General features: G+C 59.5%; 17 protein-coding genes and 1 pseudogene. 12 read left to right on the top strand and 6 right to left on the bottom strand.

What is annotated here, in order from left to right:
- The first annotated feature begins 11 nt into the window (after window positions 1-11).
- The 3 genes from BKY27_RS16910 to BKY27_RS16900 all read left to right on the top strand — a co-directional run bounded on the left by BKY27_RS16910 (window position 12) and on the right by BKY27_RS16900 (window position 3310).
- The gene (locus BKY27_RS16910) at window positions 12-944 is read left to right on the top strand and encodes a DUF2493 domain-containing protein (RefSeq protein WP_071675670.1); all 933 of its coding nucleotides are present in this window, start codon (window positions 12-14) and stop codon (window positions 942-944) included.
- Window positions 945-1214: 270 nt separating this feature from the next.
- On the top strand, window positions 1215-2432 hold the full coding sequence (locus BKY27_RS16905; RefSeq protein ID WP_071675669.1) for a DNA cytosine methyltransferase: 1218 nt from the start codon (window positions 1215-1217) through the stop codon (window positions 2430-2432).
- Between the two features lie 2 nt (window positions 2433-2434).
- Entirely contained in the window at window positions 2435-3310 is an 876-nt protein-coding gene (locus BKY27_RS16900) for an Eco29kI family restriction endonuclease (RefSeq protein ID WP_071675668.1), read from the top strand.
- 188 nt (window positions 3311-3498) lie between these two features.
- Here BKY27_RS16900 and BKY27_RS20400 read toward each other — a convergent pair.
- A pseudogene (locus tag BKY27_RS20400) lies at window positions 3499-3732 on the bottom strand (helix-turn-helix domain-containing protein); the annotation flags it as partial.
- 144 nt (window positions 3733-3876) lie between these two features.
- Between BKY27_RS20400 and BKY27_RS16890 the strand changes: the two are divergent.
- The 6 genes from BKY27_RS16890 (at window position 3877) to BKY27_RS16865 (ending at window position 11483) form a co-directional block, all read left to right on the top strand.
- Window positions 3877-6210 carry an ATP-binding protein gene (locus tag BKY27_RS16890; RefSeq protein WP_071675667.1) on the top strand — a complete coding sequence of 778 codons (2334 nt, stop codon included), beginning with the start codon at window positions 3877-3879 and terminating at the stop codon, window positions 6208-6210.
- On the top strand, window positions 6207-7880 hold the full coding sequence (locus tag BKY27_RS16885; RefSeq protein ID WP_071675666.1) for a DEAD/DEAH box helicase family protein: 1674 nt from the start codon (window positions 6207-6209) through the stop codon (window positions 7878-7880). Before BKY27_RS16890 ends, BKY27_RS16885 begins: the two co-directional genes overlap by 4 nt.
- Window positions 7877-8404, top strand: coding sequence for a hypothetical protein (locus BKY27_RS16880; RefSeq protein WP_071675665.1), 528 nt, complete (start codon window positions 7877-7879; stop codon window positions 8402-8404). Before BKY27_RS16885 ends, BKY27_RS16880 begins: the two co-directional genes overlap by 4 nt.
- Window positions 8405-8407: 3 nt before the next feature.
- The gene (locus BKY27_RS16875) at window positions 8408-9487 is read left to right on the top strand and encodes a PIN-like domain-containing protein (RefSeq protein ID WP_071675664.1); all 1080 of its coding nucleotides are present in this window, start codon (window positions 8408-8410) and stop codon (window positions 9485-9487) included.
- A gap of 52 nt (window positions 9488-9539) precedes the next feature.
- Window positions 9540-10184: a hypothetical protein gene (locus tag BKY27_RS16870; RefSeq protein WP_146636282.1), complete on the top strand. Its 645-nt coding sequence runs from the start codon at window positions 9540-9542 to the stop codon at window positions 10182-10184.
- A 129-nt stretch (window positions 10185-10313) separates the two neighbouring features.
- Window positions 10314-11483: a Fic family protein gene (locus BKY27_RS16865; protein ID WP_071675662.1), complete on the top strand. Its 1170-nt coding sequence runs from the start codon at window positions 10314-10316 to the stop codon at window positions 11481-11483.
- Window positions 11484-11643: 160 nt separating this feature from the next.
- Here the strand turns inward: BKY27_RS16865 and BKY27_RS20550 are convergent, their stop codons facing one another.
- Window positions 11644-11778, bottom strand: a complete 135-nt coding sequence (locus BKY27_RS20550; RefSeq protein ID WP_267888900.1) for a hypothetical protein — start codon at window positions 11776-11778, stop codon at window positions 11644-11646.
- A 379-nt stretch (window positions 11779-12157) separates the two neighbouring features.
- On the opposite strand from BKY27_RS20550, the gene BKY27_RS16860 reads away from it, so the two are divergent.
- A complete protein-coding gene (locus BKY27_RS16860) occupies window positions 12158-12562 on the top strand; it encodes a single-stranded DNA-binding protein (RefSeq protein WP_071675661.1) in 405 nt (134 codons plus the stop codon).
- Between the two features lie 59 nt (window positions 12563-12621).
- Here BKY27_RS16860 and BKY27_RS16855 read toward each other — a convergent pair whose 3' ends face one another.
- The 4 genes from BKY27_RS16855 to BKY27_RS16845 all read right to left on the bottom strand — a co-directional run bounded on the left by BKY27_RS16855 (window position 12622) and on the right by BKY27_RS16845 (window position 14782).
- A complete protein-coding gene (locus BKY27_RS16855) occupies window positions 12622-12855 on the bottom strand; it encodes a WGR domain-containing protein (RefSeq protein WP_071675660.1) in 234 nt (77 codons plus the stop codon).
- Window positions 12856-13081: 226 nt separating this feature from the next.
- On the bottom strand, window positions 13082-13252 hold the full coding sequence (locus BKY27_RS20185) for a hypothetical protein (protein ID WP_158514996.1): 171 nt from the start codon (window positions 13250-13252) through the stop codon (window positions 13082-13084).
- Window positions 13253-13410: 158 nt separating this feature from the next.
- Window positions 13411-14052: a hypothetical protein gene (locus BKY27_RS16850; RefSeq protein ID WP_071675659.1), complete on the bottom strand. Its 642-nt coding sequence runs from the start codon at window positions 14050-14052 to the stop codon at window positions 13411-13413.
- A 10-nt stretch (window positions 14053-14062) separates the two neighbouring features.
- Complete coding sequence (locus BKY27_RS16845) at window positions 14063-14782, bottom strand: ParA family protein (RefSeq protein WP_071675658.1); 720 nt, start codon at window positions 14780-14782, stop codon at window positions 14063-14065.
- Window positions 14783-15333: 551 nt separating this feature from the next.
- Between BKY27_RS16845 and mobC the strand changes: the two genes are divergently transcribed.
- Window positions 15334-15921: a plasmid mobilization relaxosome protein MobC gene (mobC, locus tag BKY27_RS16840; protein ID WP_071675657.1), complete on the top strand. Its 588-nt coding sequence runs from the start codon at window positions 15334-15336 to the stop codon at window positions 15919-15921.
- Window positions 15839-17614 carry a relaxase/mobilization nuclease domain-containing protein gene (locus BKY27_RS16835; protein ID WP_233491876.1) on the top strand — a complete coding sequence of 592 codons (1776 nt, stop codon included), beginning with the start codon at window positions 15839-15841 and terminating at the stop codon, window positions 17612-17614. The genes mobC and BKY27_RS16835 overlap by 83 nt, the downstream gene beginning before the upstream one ends.
- Window positions 17615-17673: the final 59 nt, after the last annotated feature.

Genomic DNA, 17673 nt, shown 5'->3' with positions numbered 1-17673 from the left:
GGCAAGAACCGATGACGATCCACACCCACGACGACGCGTATGAACCCGCCCACACCGCATCCCAGACCGCCCATGCGCTCGACGAGCTGCAGCTCTATGGCTACCGCCCCTTTGACGAGCCCGATCCCCGCCCGATGCCAGATGGGCAGCGCCTCGCCGTCGCCGTCGCCGACATCTTCGACGCCCTCGTTGCGACCCTGGAAGACACCCGCATGGAGCCCGACCTCGAAGAGGTGCTCTGGGGCCAGGTCAACCTCTTCCACCGCGCCACCGCCCGGATCGAGCGGTCGCTCGATGAGAACGAACAGGCGCAGCGCCGCCTGCAGCGCGAGCAGGACGGCTCCGAGGTGAAATCGACCGAGCTTGAACGCCTGACGGCCGAAGGCTTGACCCTGATCGAACGGCGCAACTGCATGGACATGATGCGCGATCACGCCGCCACCGAGTTCGTCCATCACACGGGCTCCACCTGGCGTCCCCGCACGGGCTCGATGGTGAACCGCCAACACATGACCGCAGCGCTGATCGACAGCCGCGACTTCCTCGCCGCCAAACGCCGCGCGGAAACCGAAGTGATGCTGCCCGCAGGCCCCAAGGTCGCCCTCACCGGTGGGACCGACTTCAACGATCACCGCCTGATCTGGGGCAAGCTCGATCAGGTCCGGACCAAGTATCCCGACATGGTCCTTCTGCACGGTGGAAGCCCGAAGGGTGCCGAACTCATCGCCGCCAAATGGGCCGAGGTGAGGGGCGTGACGCAGGTGGCCTTCAAGCCCGATTGGACCAAGCATGCCAAAGCCGCCCCCTTCAAGCGCAACGACGCGATGCTGGATGTGCTACCCGTGGGTGTTCTGGTGTTCCCTGGCACGGGTATCCAGGAGAACCTCGCCGACAAAGCCAAGAAGCTCGGCATTCCGGTCATGAAGTTCGAGAAGGGGGCGTGAGCCCCCTTTTTCCTTTATCGTTATACATGAATTCGAGGCAGGTTTGGTTTGACGTCAAGCTCTATGCCGAAAGACCGGCGAACTATTCACTACTTATCAGGGCAGAACGCTGCAATTCACCCCCCCCTTGAGGCAAGGCCAACCTGCTGTTTGGTTCGGTCAATTTGTGGGGGTCGTGGCTCGAACTTAAACCAGATGTTGTCAATCTGTTCTTGATACTTGACGGTGATTTTGTTCTAAGTCGATGAAAAGCCCTGCAGGAGGAGCATCATGTCGAGCAAACAGCCTGCCAAGCCCTTGTTCCGAAAATCGGTGGAGCTCTTCGCGGGTGCAGGCGGACTTGGGATAGGACTCGCGCAGGCGGGTTTCGTTCCGCAAATGGTTGTCGAGTACAACAAATGGTGCTGCGATACCCTTCGCGACAACCACCGAATTCTTGGTGATGATGGTCGGCCAAAGGGAGAGCGTCCATGGCGCGTCGTCGAGGGCGACGTCCGCAAGGTCGATTTTATGCAGTTTGCGGGAAAGCTCGATCTAATCTCAGGCGGTCCACCCTGTCAGCCGTTCAGCTTGGGAGGCCGACATCGTGCATACGATGATGCTCGGGACATGTTTCCGCAGGCTGTGCGCGCGCTTCGGGAAGCTCGCCCTCGTGCGTTCGTCTTCGAAAACGTGAAAGGACTAACCCGGGCATCGTTCCTTAGCTATTTTGAATATGTGAAACTCCAGATGGAGCACCCTGAACTCGTAGCTCGACCTGATGAGGAGTGGCAGGAGCACCTTTGCCGCCTTGAGCAACACCATACCTCGACGAGACGTCCGGGACTCCATTATCAAGTGGTTACAAAGCTACTCAACTCGGCAAACTACGGTGTGCCGCAAAAACGTGAGCGCGTACTGTTTGTTGGGTTCCGTGACGATGTGGACGCGCGGTGGTCATTTGGGCCGGGCGACTTCACGCAGGACGCGCTCGTTTGGGATCAGATGTTCGGTGGCTACTGGGAGCGTCACGGCGTTGCCAAGAAAGACCGGATTCTCGAAGGGCGGGCACTGCAGTTGTCGAAGCGCCTATCTGTCGAAGAAAAACCGGAAAGTCTGCCGTGGCGCACGACGCGGGACGCGATCGGAGATCTGCCGGACCCGGAGAGAGCCAAAACTTCGCAAATGGTCTCGGATCATCGTTTTCAGCCAAACGCGAAGGCCTATCCAGGCCATACCGGGAGCTATCTTGACGAGCCAGCAAAAACTCTTAAGGCGGGAGTTCACGGCGTGCCCGGCGGAGAGAACATGCTGCGCAGGGCCGATGGCTCGGTTCGATACTTCACGGTCCGCGAAGGTGCTAGAATCCAAACGTTTCCAGATGGGTATAAATTTCACGGCGCATGGACCGAATGCATGCGACAACTGGGGAACGCCGTTCCAGCGGAGCTTGCGCGAGTTGTCGGCGAGAGCGTTGCCGCGAGGCTGAACGAGTCCGAGGTCGCTTAGCGATGGCACGCCGACCCGAGCTCAAAAAAGCGGATGAGACAGCTGCCGCCTTGGAGCAGTTCGCAGAAATGGTTCGGGTAGCGGAGCTGACTCCACCTTCGCGTAAGCGCGTTCTGGCGGCCATCGCCGATATGAAGGACGCGCTACGCAAGCTGGAGCGGAACATTGATCCGATAAGATTGCCGGATGCGTTTTTCGATCCCTCGGAACCGCGTTTGATTGGGCATTTTGTGGCCTTGGCCCTGCTATCACAAGAACGATTGCCGCTTGGAGCAATCACGCCGTTCTACGGTTCAGGCGTGTATGCGATATACTATAATGGGCCTGCAGATATTTACACGCCGATCTCAGGCACCGAAACCCCGATCTATGTTGGGAAGGCTGATCCTCCGACCGGTGCCAAAACCGTCATAGAGCAGGAGACAAAGCTCTTTGGTAGATTGAATGAGCATCGTAAAAACATAGAGAAAGTGGCGGGCATCGATCTCAAGGACTTCGAATGCCGAGCCTTGGCCGTGCAGAGCGGTTACCAAGCCGCTGCCGAAAACCATCTCATCCGTCTGTTCTGGCCGATATGGAACAACGAGACCAAGATACTTTTCGGGATCGGCAAGCATGGTGACGCAGCGACCACTCGTGCAAACAACAAATCGCCATGGGACACAATACATCCGGGTCGGACTTGGGCGGAAGGCAACCCCGAGGCCAAATCTACTGAGAGTATTCGCTTGGAGGTATCCGAGCATTTTCGGACCAAACCTATTTTCAGGACGACGGAGGCCATTTTTAACGCGTTCGCTGAAGGAATTCGCCAAGCTGATCGTTTCGATCCGGAAAGGGAGACAGAAATGGAAGAGCGGCCCAACGACACCGACTAGATGCTGCTTTGACCCATTATTATCGGTCATGCTGTAATGTAAGTATGTGGTTGATAGAGTGATTTTACGATTAGCTGAGTAGATTTAACCAATATCGCGTATGCTGTAGCCCCCTGGTTCTATAGTTTGTGACCTGCCCCAGGAGATCTTGCAGGTCTCGGGTTTTGGTCGCGTGCGACGCGCCGGTTATGGCGCCGGAAGGCGACAACCGTCGCCTCTTCGGCCTCGGTCAGTACCGTGGACTGCGGTTCTGTCGGGCCGGTCTTCATGTACTCGACCGTCGCCCGCTTCCGCCACTTCGCCACCGTCTGCGGGTTGATGCCGAGCTCCCGGCTCAACTGCGCGAGTGAAGCCTGCGATCGCTGTATTGCAGCTCTGACGGCGTGCGTCGTCGTGGCGCTCCCGTGACGAACTTGTCCCATAGTGCTTCCTTCCATTCCTTCGAAAGGATCGCATCAACAAACCGTGGGATCAAACACCTAAACTCCAGATTCCTCAGGCAAAAGCTTTCTTAACACACGAAACTCCAGTAATTCGTAGTGAGTGGTGCCTGATCGGTGGAAAACATGACTCAAGAATTTGACCTTACTCCCGATGCCCGCGTCTTGCAGATGCTCGGTGAGATCAATCTTCACCAGTGGCGTTGCATCGCCGAACTGATTGACAACAGCATTGATGGTTTCGTAGGGGCGGCTCGATCTGGCGCGATGATAGAACATCCTGAAATCACGATCACGATCCCCACCTCGAACAAGAGCGACGCACGTCTCTCCATCCGAGACAACGGCCCCGGGATGGCGATCGATGTATTGGAACGCGCGGTTCGAGCTGGGTGGTCGGGCAACAATCCTCTGACTAACCTCGGGCTGTTCGGCATGGGTTTCAACATTGCCACCGCTCGGCTCGGCACGGTAACAGAAGTCTGGACCACCCGCGCTGGCGAGCCAGAGTGGGTTGGTGTGCGTATCGACCTCGAAGGCCTTCGAGCGAGCCAGAGTTACAAGACACCTCGGCAAACAAGGGTGAAGCCGGACCACGCGCAGCATGGGACCGAAATCATCATCACAAAGCTGAAGCCCGACCAGCGCGCCTATCTCGCGAGGTCGGCAAATCTTGGGACGATCCGCAAAAACCTTGCTCGAGCCTATTCCGCGATCTTGCGCGAGTCTGACGCTGGCCGGGTTAGGCTTAAAGTCAATGGAACGAAGGTGGATCCCAGACGCCATTGTCATTGGGATCCCGAGCGATCGGTGGAGCTGAGCGACGGGACGGTTGTCCATGCCGTCGAGCGCTTCGACGTTGCGCTCGCGGCCCGACGCTATTGCACGCATTGCATGCGGGCGTTGAACGGCGATGAGGAGCAATGCCCGAACGGCGGCCCGAATTGCGAGATCGTCACGACGGAACGCCGGGTGAAAGGATGGGTTGGCCTCCAACGCTATTTGCATAAATCTGACTTCGGTATCGACTTCATCCGGAACGGCCGCAAGATCGAGATCGGCTCGAAAGACCTCTTCACTTGGAACAACGGGGACAATGCGGAGATAGAGTATCCGATTGACGATCCGCGAAGCCGCGGTCGTTTCGTGGGGGAGGTTCATCTCGACCATTGCCGCGTAAGCTACACCAAGGATCGTTTCGAGCGGGACGATCCGTCTTGGGAGGAGATGGTCCGCGTCGTCCGGGGAGAGGGCCCACTACGACCGCAAGCGGCGAAGCAAAGTGGCTTCGACGGCAACACGAGCCCTCTCTACAAGTTGTTCCAGGCGTTCCGGCGCTCCAGCCCGCAAGGCAAGAACGGTCTGTGGTCAAGGGTGCTCGTGGTCAAGGACAATGATCGGTCCGAGCAGATGGCCCAGTCGTTCTATGAGAACGACGCCGACTATCTTGACGACGAGCGGTGGTGGAAACTGGTAGAGGAGCAGGACAAAGAAATTCTGGGGGAGGGTGGCGACACTGACCTTCCAGATGGCTTCCTTGACGATGGCGAGGGCGGGTCGTCGGGCGACGGCGGCTCGCGGAGTGATACCGATGGCTCGAGTGCCGCGCCAGTGCCGGAACCCGCCGAGAAGACGGCGGAGCGCAATCAGATTCATGAGCTATCGCGCAAATACGTGCACCCCACTTATCGAGTCGAGTTCCAAGTGGAAGCCTTCGCCTCGGATCCAACGGACAAGGCGCTCACGGGCAGTCTCCCCTGGTCGTTTGAACTCGATGACGTCGCGACCCGAACCTACGCATTCGTGATCAACCCGACCCATGACGTGTTTCGGTCGACGACGATGACCGCCATGGACGCGCTACTGACCGAACTTTCGGTACAGACCCTGGATTTCCTGAAAGGCCAGGTGCATGACGTGACGCTGGCGAATATTCTCGCCGACTACCGCTCGAGTTATGCCAGCGCGACACGACTGGAGCCGTCCGAAGTCATTTCGATGGCGAACACGGGCCTGGAGGAATTCGCGAAGGCGGTGGCGCATCTGATCCCGGAGGGTCAAGGTCAAACATACTACGCCGAGCTCTCGAAGCCCGATCGGGAGCATGTCGCGCGAAGAATGGCCGCGCGCGGGGTCCTGGATGTGCCCAAGGTGATTTCCGAAGGCCGTTTCTGGGAGTATATGGATCCTCAGGCTGTCGTCGCGACCTTCACTCGGCATCCAGAACTGTTCTTCGATGGCAAGTATTGGTCGGACCCCTATGAGACCCTTAGTTTTGGCGCCGACCATATCGATGAGGAGGCTCGGCGTCGTCTAGCCGCCCGCTATGAGGCCTATCTGGGAGATACGCTCTGGTTAGCGAACCAGTCCTCTCGCGACCTGGAGACCGCGAACCGCGACGAGATCATTCGAGCGACCTGCTCCCTCCGTCTCATGAAGCCGGATGTGGATTTGGAATGACGGACGCCTTTCTGGATGCCAGACGGTTACTGAAAGGGCCTTGGCAAGCCTTCGAGCGTGACGTCGCTCGACTGCTGATCTGCAATGGTTTCCAGGATGTGCGGGTTGTAGGTGGATCAGGAGATCGCGGCGCGGATGTCTTGGGCCGGAAGAACGGCGAGCTTTGGGTCATCCAATGCAAGTTCACCACAAATGGTTTCGCTGCGGCGGCCGCGGTCGACGAGGTCGCCGAGGCAGGGCGCTTCTACCGCGCCTCAAGGATGTATGTCGCGACCTCTCGTCCGGCGGGCCCCGCGACGCGTGCCGCCATTGAACGCTGGGGCAAGCTTGGGCTGAAGATCGGGGTGCTTGAGCCGGCCACGCTTCTCGCAATGGCCCAAAAGAGCCCGCCGTTCCCGCCAGCGCGCAGAAATCTAAGGGACTATCAGGAAAGCGCCGTCGAACTTTTCGTGGGCGCGCTTCGGGAGACGGGTAGGGGGCAGGTCGTGCTCGCCACCGGTCTTGGGAAGACCGTGGTGATGTCGGAGGCGACCGCGCGTCTGTTCGCGGACGCGCGTGTCCCAGATGGCAGGGCCCTTGTGTTAGCGGGGACACGCGAGCTCGTGGACCAGCTGCAGCGTGCGTTCTGGGATCAACTACCAAAAACAATTCCAACCCATCGCCTGATCGGAGGCGAGGCGCCGGCATTCTGGGATGGGATAACATTCGCGACCGTTCAGAGTGCCGTCGCGCGGCTCGACGAGCTTCCGGACTTCGGGCTTGTCTTGATTGACGAGGCGCATCATGTCGGCTCCGACACCTTCCGCCACGTGACTGATCGAATGGTGGATTCAATGATTGGCGGTGTCACCGCGACCCCTTGGCGGGGGGATGGCTATGACATCGACACACTTTTGGGCCCACCCGTAATTCGTGTCGGAATCGCGGAAGGGCTGAGGCGCGGCTTTCTGTGCGAGGCCGACTACCGCATGTTCGCGGACGACATCGATTGGCAATTCGTGCGTGATCAATCCCGCAACGCATACTCGATTACACAGTTGAACAAGCGTTTGCTGCTGCCGACACGCGACGAGGAGGCGGCCCGCAGGATAAGAGAGGTCTTCGACGCCGAAAGTCGCCGGTCTGGTATCGTTTTTTGCTCCACCGTTCTGCACGCGAAAAGCTTCGCGGCGATGCTCGGGCTCTTCGGTTTACGTTGCGAGGCGATCACCGGAGAGATGTCGGGCCGGGATCGCGACGAAGTGATGGCCCGTTTCAGGAGCGGCGCCCTTGACCTTGTCACGACCCGAGATCTCTTCAATGAGGGAGTAGATGTGCCGGACGTGGATCTCATCGCTTTCATGCGGGTGACCCATAGCCGCAGGATCTTCGTGCAACAGTTGGGGCGAGGCCTGCGAACGAGCCCAACCAAAGACAAGGTGGTGGTCCTGGATTTCGTGAGTGACATTCGCAGGATTGCAGAGGTGATTGAGCTGGAGCGAGGCGCAAAGGGCGACATCGAACGGCTTCGATTGCCCGGCGTCGTCGAGTTCCGCGACGCCAGTGCCGGGAGCTTCATGTTGGAATGGATGAAAGACCAGGCCGATCTTTTCTCACGAGAAGGTGACGCGATGCTTGAACTGCCCCGTTTTGACTTCCCGGCGCCCCATGGCGGGGGCACCGTGCAATGAACATCCCCGAGGAGATCAGGCGCTCCATCAAGGAGGCGCTATGGGCGAAGCTGGACGATTTGAGCTGGCTCACCATGTCAGACGCGGACCACTCGAACTTTTACGAACAGTGGACACGCGCGCCCGAGATCGGTGGCAAGCTCGGGCATTTCATGGACCCGCGTGCGGTGCGGGTCTATATCAAAGATACTCTGGTCAAGGATTATGCGCGCGAACGGCTGCTTGAGAGCGCCGATCAGGTTCTTCGTGCGCTCGACATCCCAGCGGAACACACGATCGTCCAGAAATACATCAAACCCCACGGGCTGCTCTTGAGCGACGGAAGGGTGGTCTGCTGGGGGAACAGTCGGGATTGGAAACATTTGCTGATGGCGGCTTTCGAACGGCAACGGGCGTCGTCCCGTGCGAAAGCCTGCTCGGTCGTCGTGATAGAGAATGGCAAAACGTTCGATCTCGATATGCGAGAGCTGGTTCGGGACGCCGCCGCTCGCCTAGGTGTCGACCCGATTGTTTGGTGGGAGTGAGGGATGCGAAAAGCGCTTGAGGGATGGTATCCAAAGACGGCCGGGGAGCTTGCCGAGATTTGGAAAAACGCGCTCTTCGTCCCGGACGCGAACATCCTACTGCACTGCGTGCGACACCCGAAAGCGGTGCGTGAGGAGCTGCTTCGCCTCTTCGGCGTCTTACGACCGTCCCTCTGGGTGCCTTATCAGGTCGCACTCGAGTTCCATCGAAACCGGCTCGACGTGGAGCGCTCGGGCTTAGACGCATACGATCAGATCGTACGGGATCATGAGAAGACGATCCGACAGGCCCGAGAACAACTGCGACAGTTGAGAGCCCACCCCACGATCGACATCGAACGCGAGGTTTCAGCGCTCGACGTCCATCTGACGGACTTCAAAAATAGGATCGAATCCGCGCGAAACGCGCACCCTGACGCGGAGATTGGGACTGTGGTCAATCGCTTGACTGAGCTCTTGGAGGATCGTGTCAGTGAGCGGTGGCCAGAAGCGGAACTTGGGAAGATCAAAAAAGAGGGCGAAACCCGATATGCGACCAAGGTGCCGCCCGGTTACCTCGACGCCAAGAAGGATGGCGACGAGTACCGCAAGTACGGCGACCTGATCATCTGGAAGGACATGATCGAGAAGGCGAAAACAGAGAAACGGCCAGTCATTTTCATATCGGATGACGTCAAGGAAGACTGGTGGTGGATCCATAAAGGCAAGAAGCTTGGTCCGCGGCCCGAACTCGTAGAAGAATTTAAGCGCGAAAGCGATCAGGATTTTCACATCTACGAGTTTGGGAACTTCATACGGATCGCCGCCGAACATCATCCGGAGATTCAGAAAGATCTGGATGCGGTGGAACAAAGTCTGAGGCAAGACAGTGAAGCCAAGGAACGTCTGTCGAAGAGCGAATCTGAACGAAATCGCGTGGAACAGTTGGCCACTTTGGAGGACGAGCGCGACGATCTAATCGCATTGTTATCCGGTGCTCCGGATCACCGCGCATCGCGTGGTCCGATGTCTGACCGAGCGTCAGTTAGACTGCGCCTAAAGGAGATAGACGAGCAAATTGGACAGCTGAATGAGGACGATTAGGGACTTTACGGACGCACGGTACAGAGGATTCTGCTTGCACTGCGGAGCCTCGTTGAGCGAGACGACGAGTACGCGTGATCACGTTCCCTCAAAAGTGCTCTTGGATCGCCCGCTACCGGTCAATGTGCACGTCGTGGAGATTTGCGGGGAATGCAACAATGGATTTTCAGCTAACGAGGAATACTTCGCGGCATTTCTCGGCGCCACCATGTCCGGAAGCGTAGAACCCGTTCCTGAAATGTTTGAGAGCGCTCGCCGCGCACTTTTTGGAAATTCGAAACTGGCGGCCGAGATCAGTCGCTCCGCCGAAACCTACGTGGATGAAGATGGGGTCCAGCGGCTCATTTGGCGTCCCGAACTTGAACGGATCGAAAAGGTCGTTGTGAAAAACGCTCGCGGTCACGCCCACTACGAACTGGGACAGCCTTGCTTCGGTCAGCCTGAACACGTTCTTCTTCAGCCGCTAATCACGGCACCTGAGAAATGGATCACGGAATTTCTGCTCGTCGATCATGGCAATGCCTGGCCGGAGGTCGGCAGTCGATTGCTTCAGCGGCTTTACTCCGGAGAAGACATGGCGGCCGGGTGGATCATTGTGCAACCTGGTGTCTATGTTTTTACAGTTTTTGAGAACGATGGCATCGTCGTGCGCAGCATAATTAGGGAGTATCTCTTGACCGAGGTTCGATGGTCATGACGTTCCGGATGTGGTATCAATTTACATAAAACGACTTACCGGCTATTTAGGGCAGCCTAAACAGCCTGTCCCACTGTTAAAGAAACACCCGCCTTGCTTAAATAGTGCGCTCGTGCCAGAACGCGATGCATGGCTGACGCAAATCCAGATCCCCGCCTCGGGCGCTATGTCGAAACATCCGTCGGCGGCGCGGTCGTCCGCGCCTTCGTTCCGCCACCGCTGCCGCCAGAGCCGCCGATCGACGTCCTGCCCCTGCTGAGTAAACTCAGCGCGGCCGAGCGTGCATTGGGGCGGCTTGACGGGATCACCATGCTGCTCCCGCGCCACGATCTCTTTCTCTACATGTATGTGCGCAAGGAGGCGGTGCTGTCCTCGCAGATCGAAGGCACGCAATCGACGCTCACCGACCTGTTGCGGTTCGAAGCGGCCGCCGAGGCGGGCCAGACCTTCGACGATGTGCGCGAGGTTTCCAACTACGTCGATGCGATGATGTATGGTCTCGAGCGACTGGACGAGCTTCCCCTGTCCTTGCGCCTGATCCGCGAGATGCATGCCCGGCTGATGGACGGCAACCGGGGCGGTGACAAGAACCCCGGCGAATTCCGGCGCAGCCAGAACTGGATCGGCGGCACCCGGCCGGGCAACGCCATGTTCGTGCCGGTGCCGCCGAACGAACTCGATGCCTGCCTGGCCGACTTCGAGGTATTTTTTCACGAGGAGGCGTCCGGGCTGCCGCCGCTGATCAAGGCCGGATTGCTGCATGTTCAGTTCGAAACCATCCACCCGTTCCTGGATGGCAATGGCCGGATCGGCCGCCTGCTGATCACGCTCTATCTCTGCACCAAGGGGTCGCTTCAGGCCCCGCTGCTCTATCTCAGCCTCTACCTGAAGTCGCACCGGACGGACTATTATGCGCTGCTGCAATCGGTTCGCGAGAACGGAGCCTGGGAAGACTGGCTGGCGTTCTTTCTGGACGGCGTGGCCCAGACGGCCAATCAGGCGTTCGATGCAGCGACGCGGATTGTCGAACTGTTCAAGGCCGACCGGGACCGGATCACCGCCGACAGCGATCGTGCCGGATCCTCCTTGCGGGTCCACGAATGGATGCAGTCCAACCCGTTCGTGACGTCGAACCAATTGGTCGAGAAGATCGGGTTGTCCGCCCCGACCGTCAACGCGGCGCTTGCCGATCTCGAGCGTCTCGGCATCGCGACCGAGATCACGGGCAAGCGGCGGAACCGGGTGTTCAGCTACCAGAGCTATCTGGATATTCTGAGCGAGGGGACCGCTCCGCTGTAACCTGCCCCGTGTTGGACAGTAGCGCCAGATCTGTCTCGGCAGTCGGGATTTGCAACGACTGTGTCTGATCCGACTGGCGGCAAACCCGCTCGTCTCTGCCCTTTCGACACCCACATCTCGCCGCTTCCGCGCGGGGTTTCTGCCATCTGCCGGTCTCACGTCAGGCGGAGATCGCTTTGACGACGCCCCTTTGCCTGTTTTTCCGCTCGCTGAACGACAGCGCCCCGAGATCGAAATCGGCCATTGGTGCGATCCGTGTCCTGAATGTTCCGGTATCGAACACCTGTCGCAGCATGGCCCCGCAACTCCCGGAAGGCATTGGCGGGGGTGGCGAGTTTGGATGATCGGCTTTCGTCGCCGCCAGTGGGGTGCAGGGTTGGGTTCGGATGTGTCCCACGGGCAAGATGACAGTTCTGACCTGTGCTCCCCGCGTCTCTCTGTCTACTGGCCCATCCCTTCGACTGACAATCCCCTAATCCCGTTCGGTCTCCTGCGCGCAACCCCGCGTCAGCCCGGGCCGTGTCGGTCGTGTGCCACGACCAGCCCGCACCACCCCGGCCCTCTGAGGGTTTCCGTCCGGTCGTGCCTCCCTCCCGTGCACGCGTCATCCGACGGGCTTTTTCAGGGTCTTGTCGAAGGGACGGTCCCGAAGACAGGAAACACAGGAGCTAATCATGCAAAACATCGTCGTCCTCGCCGGCAACATCGGTCAGAAACCCGAAACCCGCACCACCCAGGGCGGCACCAAGATCACCAACTTCAGCCTTGCCACCTCCCGCCCCCGCCTCTCGGAAGGTCGCGTCCTGCGCGACGAGAACGGCTACCGGGTCATGGACACGGAATGGCACCGCATCACCTGCTTCAACGGTCTCGGCAAAACGGTCGCCGAGCACTGCGAAAAGGGCATGAAGGTCCTCGTCCACGGCCGTATCCACTACACCAAGTGGATCGACAGCATGGGGAACGACCGCTACGGCTGCGAGATCATCGCCGAAAAGGTCGACTTTCTGAGCCGTCCGAAGTCGGCCGAGAACGAAAACCCCGAGCTGGTCGACCGCGACGACGAGATCCCGTTCTGAGGAACGGGGTCTCCCCCGGACCCGGCGGGGCAACCCGCCGGGTTCTGAAGCCAAAAGCTTCAGGGAGACGCAACGTAGCCGCGTCGGGATTTTGCCTCGACGGTGCGCGCAACGCTTTTGCCCGCGACATCGCGCGATGCGCAGGTTTCGATTGTGGTGCGCCCGAGCGTTCCGATCCGTCCCCAGGATCGAAGGACGCTCGTCTCACCGAACAGTGTCGGGGCCACATCGATCCGATAGAACCGCGCCATGTTCCGGTCTGGATTGATCCGTTCCAAATGAACTGGGGTCATAGCGATCCTCCTGCCTCGAGAATCGTTCAGCCAGACACCAAAGTCCAATCGAAATTTCGAATCCAAGTGTTGGTTAGGATTCAGAAACCTTATGACAAACTGTGGCTGGCAGGCTCCGTTGTGAGCACTGTCCCTCCGCGAACGCCGCAAGGATCGATGCGAACGGAATCCAGCCTCATCGCATCTGGTTCTTTTGCTTTCGTCCGATCAAGTCATTGAGCGTAGTTCAAGCTGCACTTTCAAAAGGTTCGTAGCGGATCTCGGTCATGGCACCATCGAACCACGCTGGCTGCAGATCGCCGTTATTCCACTGGTAGAGATAGCCCACCAACTTGCCGGTTTTCTTGCAAAGGATGTGCATGATCGGTTCGCCAGTGAGGCGGGGAACTTTGGTCAAAATGCGCTCCTGAATCCAGGACCTCGTTACGCGTTAACAGGAGGCCGAATAATTGTTTTCGGCCTGTTAATGGCGCCTTTCTGCGGGTGCAATATGAATAGCGACGCGCCAGCGAAATCCCGCCACCGAAATGCAAGTTGTCTTTTTAGACAGTTGTATTACGACGCGTGCGGTTCATGCTGCGATGCAATGCGAATGGCCAGCTCTTCCAGGATTGCATCGATCTCGCCCCATAAGCGTGGTTCCACTTGGCCGCGGATCAGAGCCCATTTACTCAAGACGTCGAGGGGGTCGTGGTCCCGCAGGAGGACACCCAGGCTGGCCGCATCGACTGCCAGAGATGTCCGGGCCTGCCACTGTGTTTTGCGAGTGCGTCGCTCCTCCGCGACTGGGGCGAAGACCGGCGACAGTTGCCAGCCTTTGACTGCACGGCGCAGGGCGGCACGCACCACATGCGCCGGCTCAACACCACAAGTCTCCAGCGCTGCTTCCTGTCGTTCGAGTGCGTTGACCCTGATGTCGATCTTCCGGGTCGGGTTCTTGGTCGCGGTTGATACGGGAGCACTCAGGCTGGTATGCGGGTCAGAGCTTTCCGCGGTGACTTGGTGCGGCGCCACGGCACTTTCCGGTTCACGCTCTGACTCACGCAGATCAACGTCAACGTCAGCGGCTGGGGTGCCTGTCTTTGTAGCTGTGACCTGTGCCTCATCTTCCTTCCCGTGAACCTCGCGGTCACCCTGTTGCAGGGTGGCGGCGTAGGTCGGGTCGGGCCTGGTGATGGTCGGGATCTTCTTGCGCAATCGACTGTCCTCACGCAGCAAGAATGTTGTTGAGAATGTCCGTCGCCTCCTCAAGCGCCTCGACGACATGGCGTATATGTGGACGCATCAGGGGGTTCGGATCGGATTGCTTTTCCAACGCCAAGGCGTGGAGAAGCCCCTTCTGGTCCATCTCCTTGTAAGTGTTCCGTCGCATCATGACGGTCTCAATCACCGGAAAACGGGTGAGCGCTTCTTTAATCAGGGCGGCGTCAGCACGTGTCGTTTTCGGGTCGACCATGTTGAGGACGACGTAGTGGCGCGGAAGGCTGGAGGGGTCGTCAACACGGGATTTCAGTTTTTCAAACCAATCGGCGGTCTGTGTGCCGACATCGAAATCAGACGTTGACAGCATGACGGGCGTCACAATGTGGTCCGCAAGCACCGCGATGCCGTCTGACCATTCGGCACCGACTCCTGCGGTGTCGATGAAGATGAAGTCTGCCGTGCCTGCCATGTAGACCTGATCGATCTGATCCTCGACACCCGCCACGGTTTCGACGGTGGCCGAGCAGAGAAGCGGCGAACTCAGCCCACCGGCTTCCGCCCGAGCATGCCAGGCCCCGAGTACTCTCGTGCTGTCCGTGTCGATCAACATCACTCTGCGTCCGGCGGCGATCGCGGCGCTGATCAAGGCGCGCGACAGCGTCGTTTTTCCACTGCCCCCCTTCCGGGCCATCGTTGCGATCACCACAAGATTTTCGTTCGGCATTCTGACTCTCCACAAAAATAGTGAAATGCAACGATAATACAAAAGTGTCGCTAAACGCATGCGGCGGAGGGGTCAAGCAGAAGTCGGGATGCGACCCGCGTTTGGCGTGCTACGGGCGGCGTTGTGCGATGACCGTGCGACGTGGCCCATGTCGCCGTCAGCATTCGTCGCGGGGCACCATACATCCTCCAAATGTCGGGATGCGCTTGGCGATGTGCTGCGGACGGAATGCAGGTGACGGAGAGCGTGCTCCAGACGACGGGAGGCAGTCGCCTTATGTCGTGCTGCGGGCGACGCGAGACGGTCAGCACGCAGCAAAACACGTCTTGCGGGATGCAAGAGACGGGGCGCGAAAGACGCGATGCGCGATGCGGTTAGCGCATCGCGAGGTGCAATGAGCGCGAAGCGCGATCCATTTGACAAAGGACGGGAAATCGCCCCTGCAGCGCAATTTTCTACATTGAGTACAAGCCCTTATGGCCGACTCCACTTGCGTTGGGAGAAGGCCTGCTTGTACGAAGTTGGCAAGAAATAGGAACGTTAACTTCAAAATGCCCCGCCGCCGCAGACTGTCAGAGATCGAGCGATCGACCATCGCCCAGGACCGCCGGAACGGCGTCTCCGCGGCGTCTTTAGCCGCGCGCTACGATGTCAGCCTGAAGACGATCTACAACGTGGTGAACCACTGGGGTGAGCGTCAGACAGCGAACGGCAGCCGATCGCGGGTTGTGGGGATCCGGGTCTCGGACGACGACCTGCGCCGGTTCGACGCGGCGCTGTCGCGGCGCGGGATTTTGCACCGCTCGGATGCCATGCGCCGCCTGATGCTGGCGGCCGAAGGTGTCTTCCTGCCCGACGACGAGATGTGCGACGAGTTGCGCAGCCTCGGCGCCGCGCTCAACCGGGTCGGCAACAACGTGAACCAGATCGCGCGACGTCTGAACGAGGCCAAGGTGCGGGGCGAGAGACTGTCCTACCCGGCCTCAAGTCACCGTGACGTCCGCGCCCTTGCGGGTCTGGTCTTCGATCTGGCCGACCAGGTCCAGGAGATGTCGCGTGCGCGGCGCAGCGTGCTGGACCTTGAGATCAGTTCTGCTCTGGCGGGCTTCGCCGAGAGGGATGAGAATGGCGCGCAGTGACCGGGTCCGGGGTATCGACCCGGCGCTCTTCGACCGCGGCTGGAGCCGGGTTTCCGGATCCTGGCAGGGGCTTTCCAAGGGCGCGCAGATGGTCCGGGCCGCGCGCCGCTATTCGCCGGCGATTTTCAAACCCATTTCCAATGGCGGCTGCCACACCGGGGCGCAACTGCGGGCGCAGCTCACATATCTCACGACGAAGTCGACCCACATCCTCGACAGTCGTGGCACCCACGATGGGAAGAAGCAACTCACGGAGGCGGAGATCAACCGCGTGGCGCGGCGGTTCGAGAACCAATGGAACGAACGCTATAGCCCCAAGCTTGGCCATACATCGCATCTGCTGATGGCATTCCCGGTTGGAACGAGCGGCGACGAAGTGCGCGATATCACCCAAGCTGTGTGCGAGAGGTTCTTTCAAGGTGAGGGGTCGCAATTCGACTATATTGCTGCAATACACCAAGATCGCGCGCATCCACATGCGCATATCGTTCTGAACCGCCGCAGCAAGGATGGCGAAATGTTCTTTCTCGGAAAGGATCATCACTTCAACTACGACGCCTTTCGCGAGGCGATGGTCGAAGCGGCTAGAGGACACGGGATCCGCCTTGAGGCGACGCGTCGTCTGGACCGCGGCGTCACGACCTACCGCGCCGAAATCGACGAGATATACAAAGCGCGTGAAGAGGGGCGCCCCCCTGTTGAGCGCCAGAGAACCGGCGCTGACTTGGCGGCTGCGCTGGAAACTGTCCGACAGAATGCCCTGATCTATCGCGGGCTCGCGGCGGAGGCGTCACGCTCGAATTTCGAAGACGTGGCCGAGGCTCTCGAGAGGGCCAGCACCATCCTTGCCAGTGGCGGTCAGATTCAATCTGACGGAGCCATCTACATGTCCCAAGTTGAGCCAGCATTCGACACGCTGATCACCGAGTTTTCTCAGAACATTCGCCAGATCGAGGTGGCGATCGACAGGGCGCCGGCGGCCGAGAGGCCGGTGATCGAGCGCAAGCTGACCGACGTTCTGGCCTCGGTCGCGCATTTGAACCCGCTTGGGGATCGCTCCGCCGCCCTGATCGATGCCCCCTCCCGGGACGGCATCTATGCAAGGCCAAATGCGAGTGAAGATCGCCTCGCGCGCCTTGACGATGGGGAGGTGGGACTAAAGCTGGCCGAGGCGTTGAACGGCACGGGCATCGATGCCAAGGCTGTGGCCGCGCGTCTGCGGGAAGGGGCTGGCAATGCCGCATTGGAACGGCAGTGGCTGACACAGGACCTGCAGACGATTGCCAAAGACGGTGACCTCGATCTGGAAAAACCAGAGGACCGCGAAGAAGCGCTCGACCGGCTGGAAGCCGCGCATGTCCGGTTGGGCGACGTTCTGACGGATGCACACGTCCTTCGCGCGCCAACCGAGGTCGACGAGGTGGATGACGCAGAGGCAGCGCTTGGTGAGCGGTTGACGACACCTGGGGTTGATCTTGCGCAAGACGAGTCCGACTTTTTTGCCCCATCTGAGCGGCAGGCGTTCAGGGCGCTGGTGGCGCAGTTCCGCCGGACGGATTTCGATCATCCGTTCTCGGACGACCCGTCTGTGCGGCGGGCGGGCGCCGTGGAGGTTGAAGAGGCCCGCGCCGCGTTCGAGGCCTACGCGCCGAGATCGCCGCAGCATGCCGAACTGGGGGTCGAGTGGGGCTGAGTGCAGAAAACCCCTTTAAGGATTTTGCGCTTCTATTTTCCGCCAACGATATTCGCCTG

The sequence above is a fragment of the Nioella nitratireducens genome (assembly GCF_001879715.1).
Lineage (GTDB): Bacteria > Pseudomonadota > Alphaproteobacteria > Rhodobacterales > Rhodobacteraceae > Nioella > Nioella nitratireducens.
The sequence above is the reverse complement of the archived record's forward strand: the minus strand, read 5'-3'. Positions and strand labels throughout refer to the sequence as shown.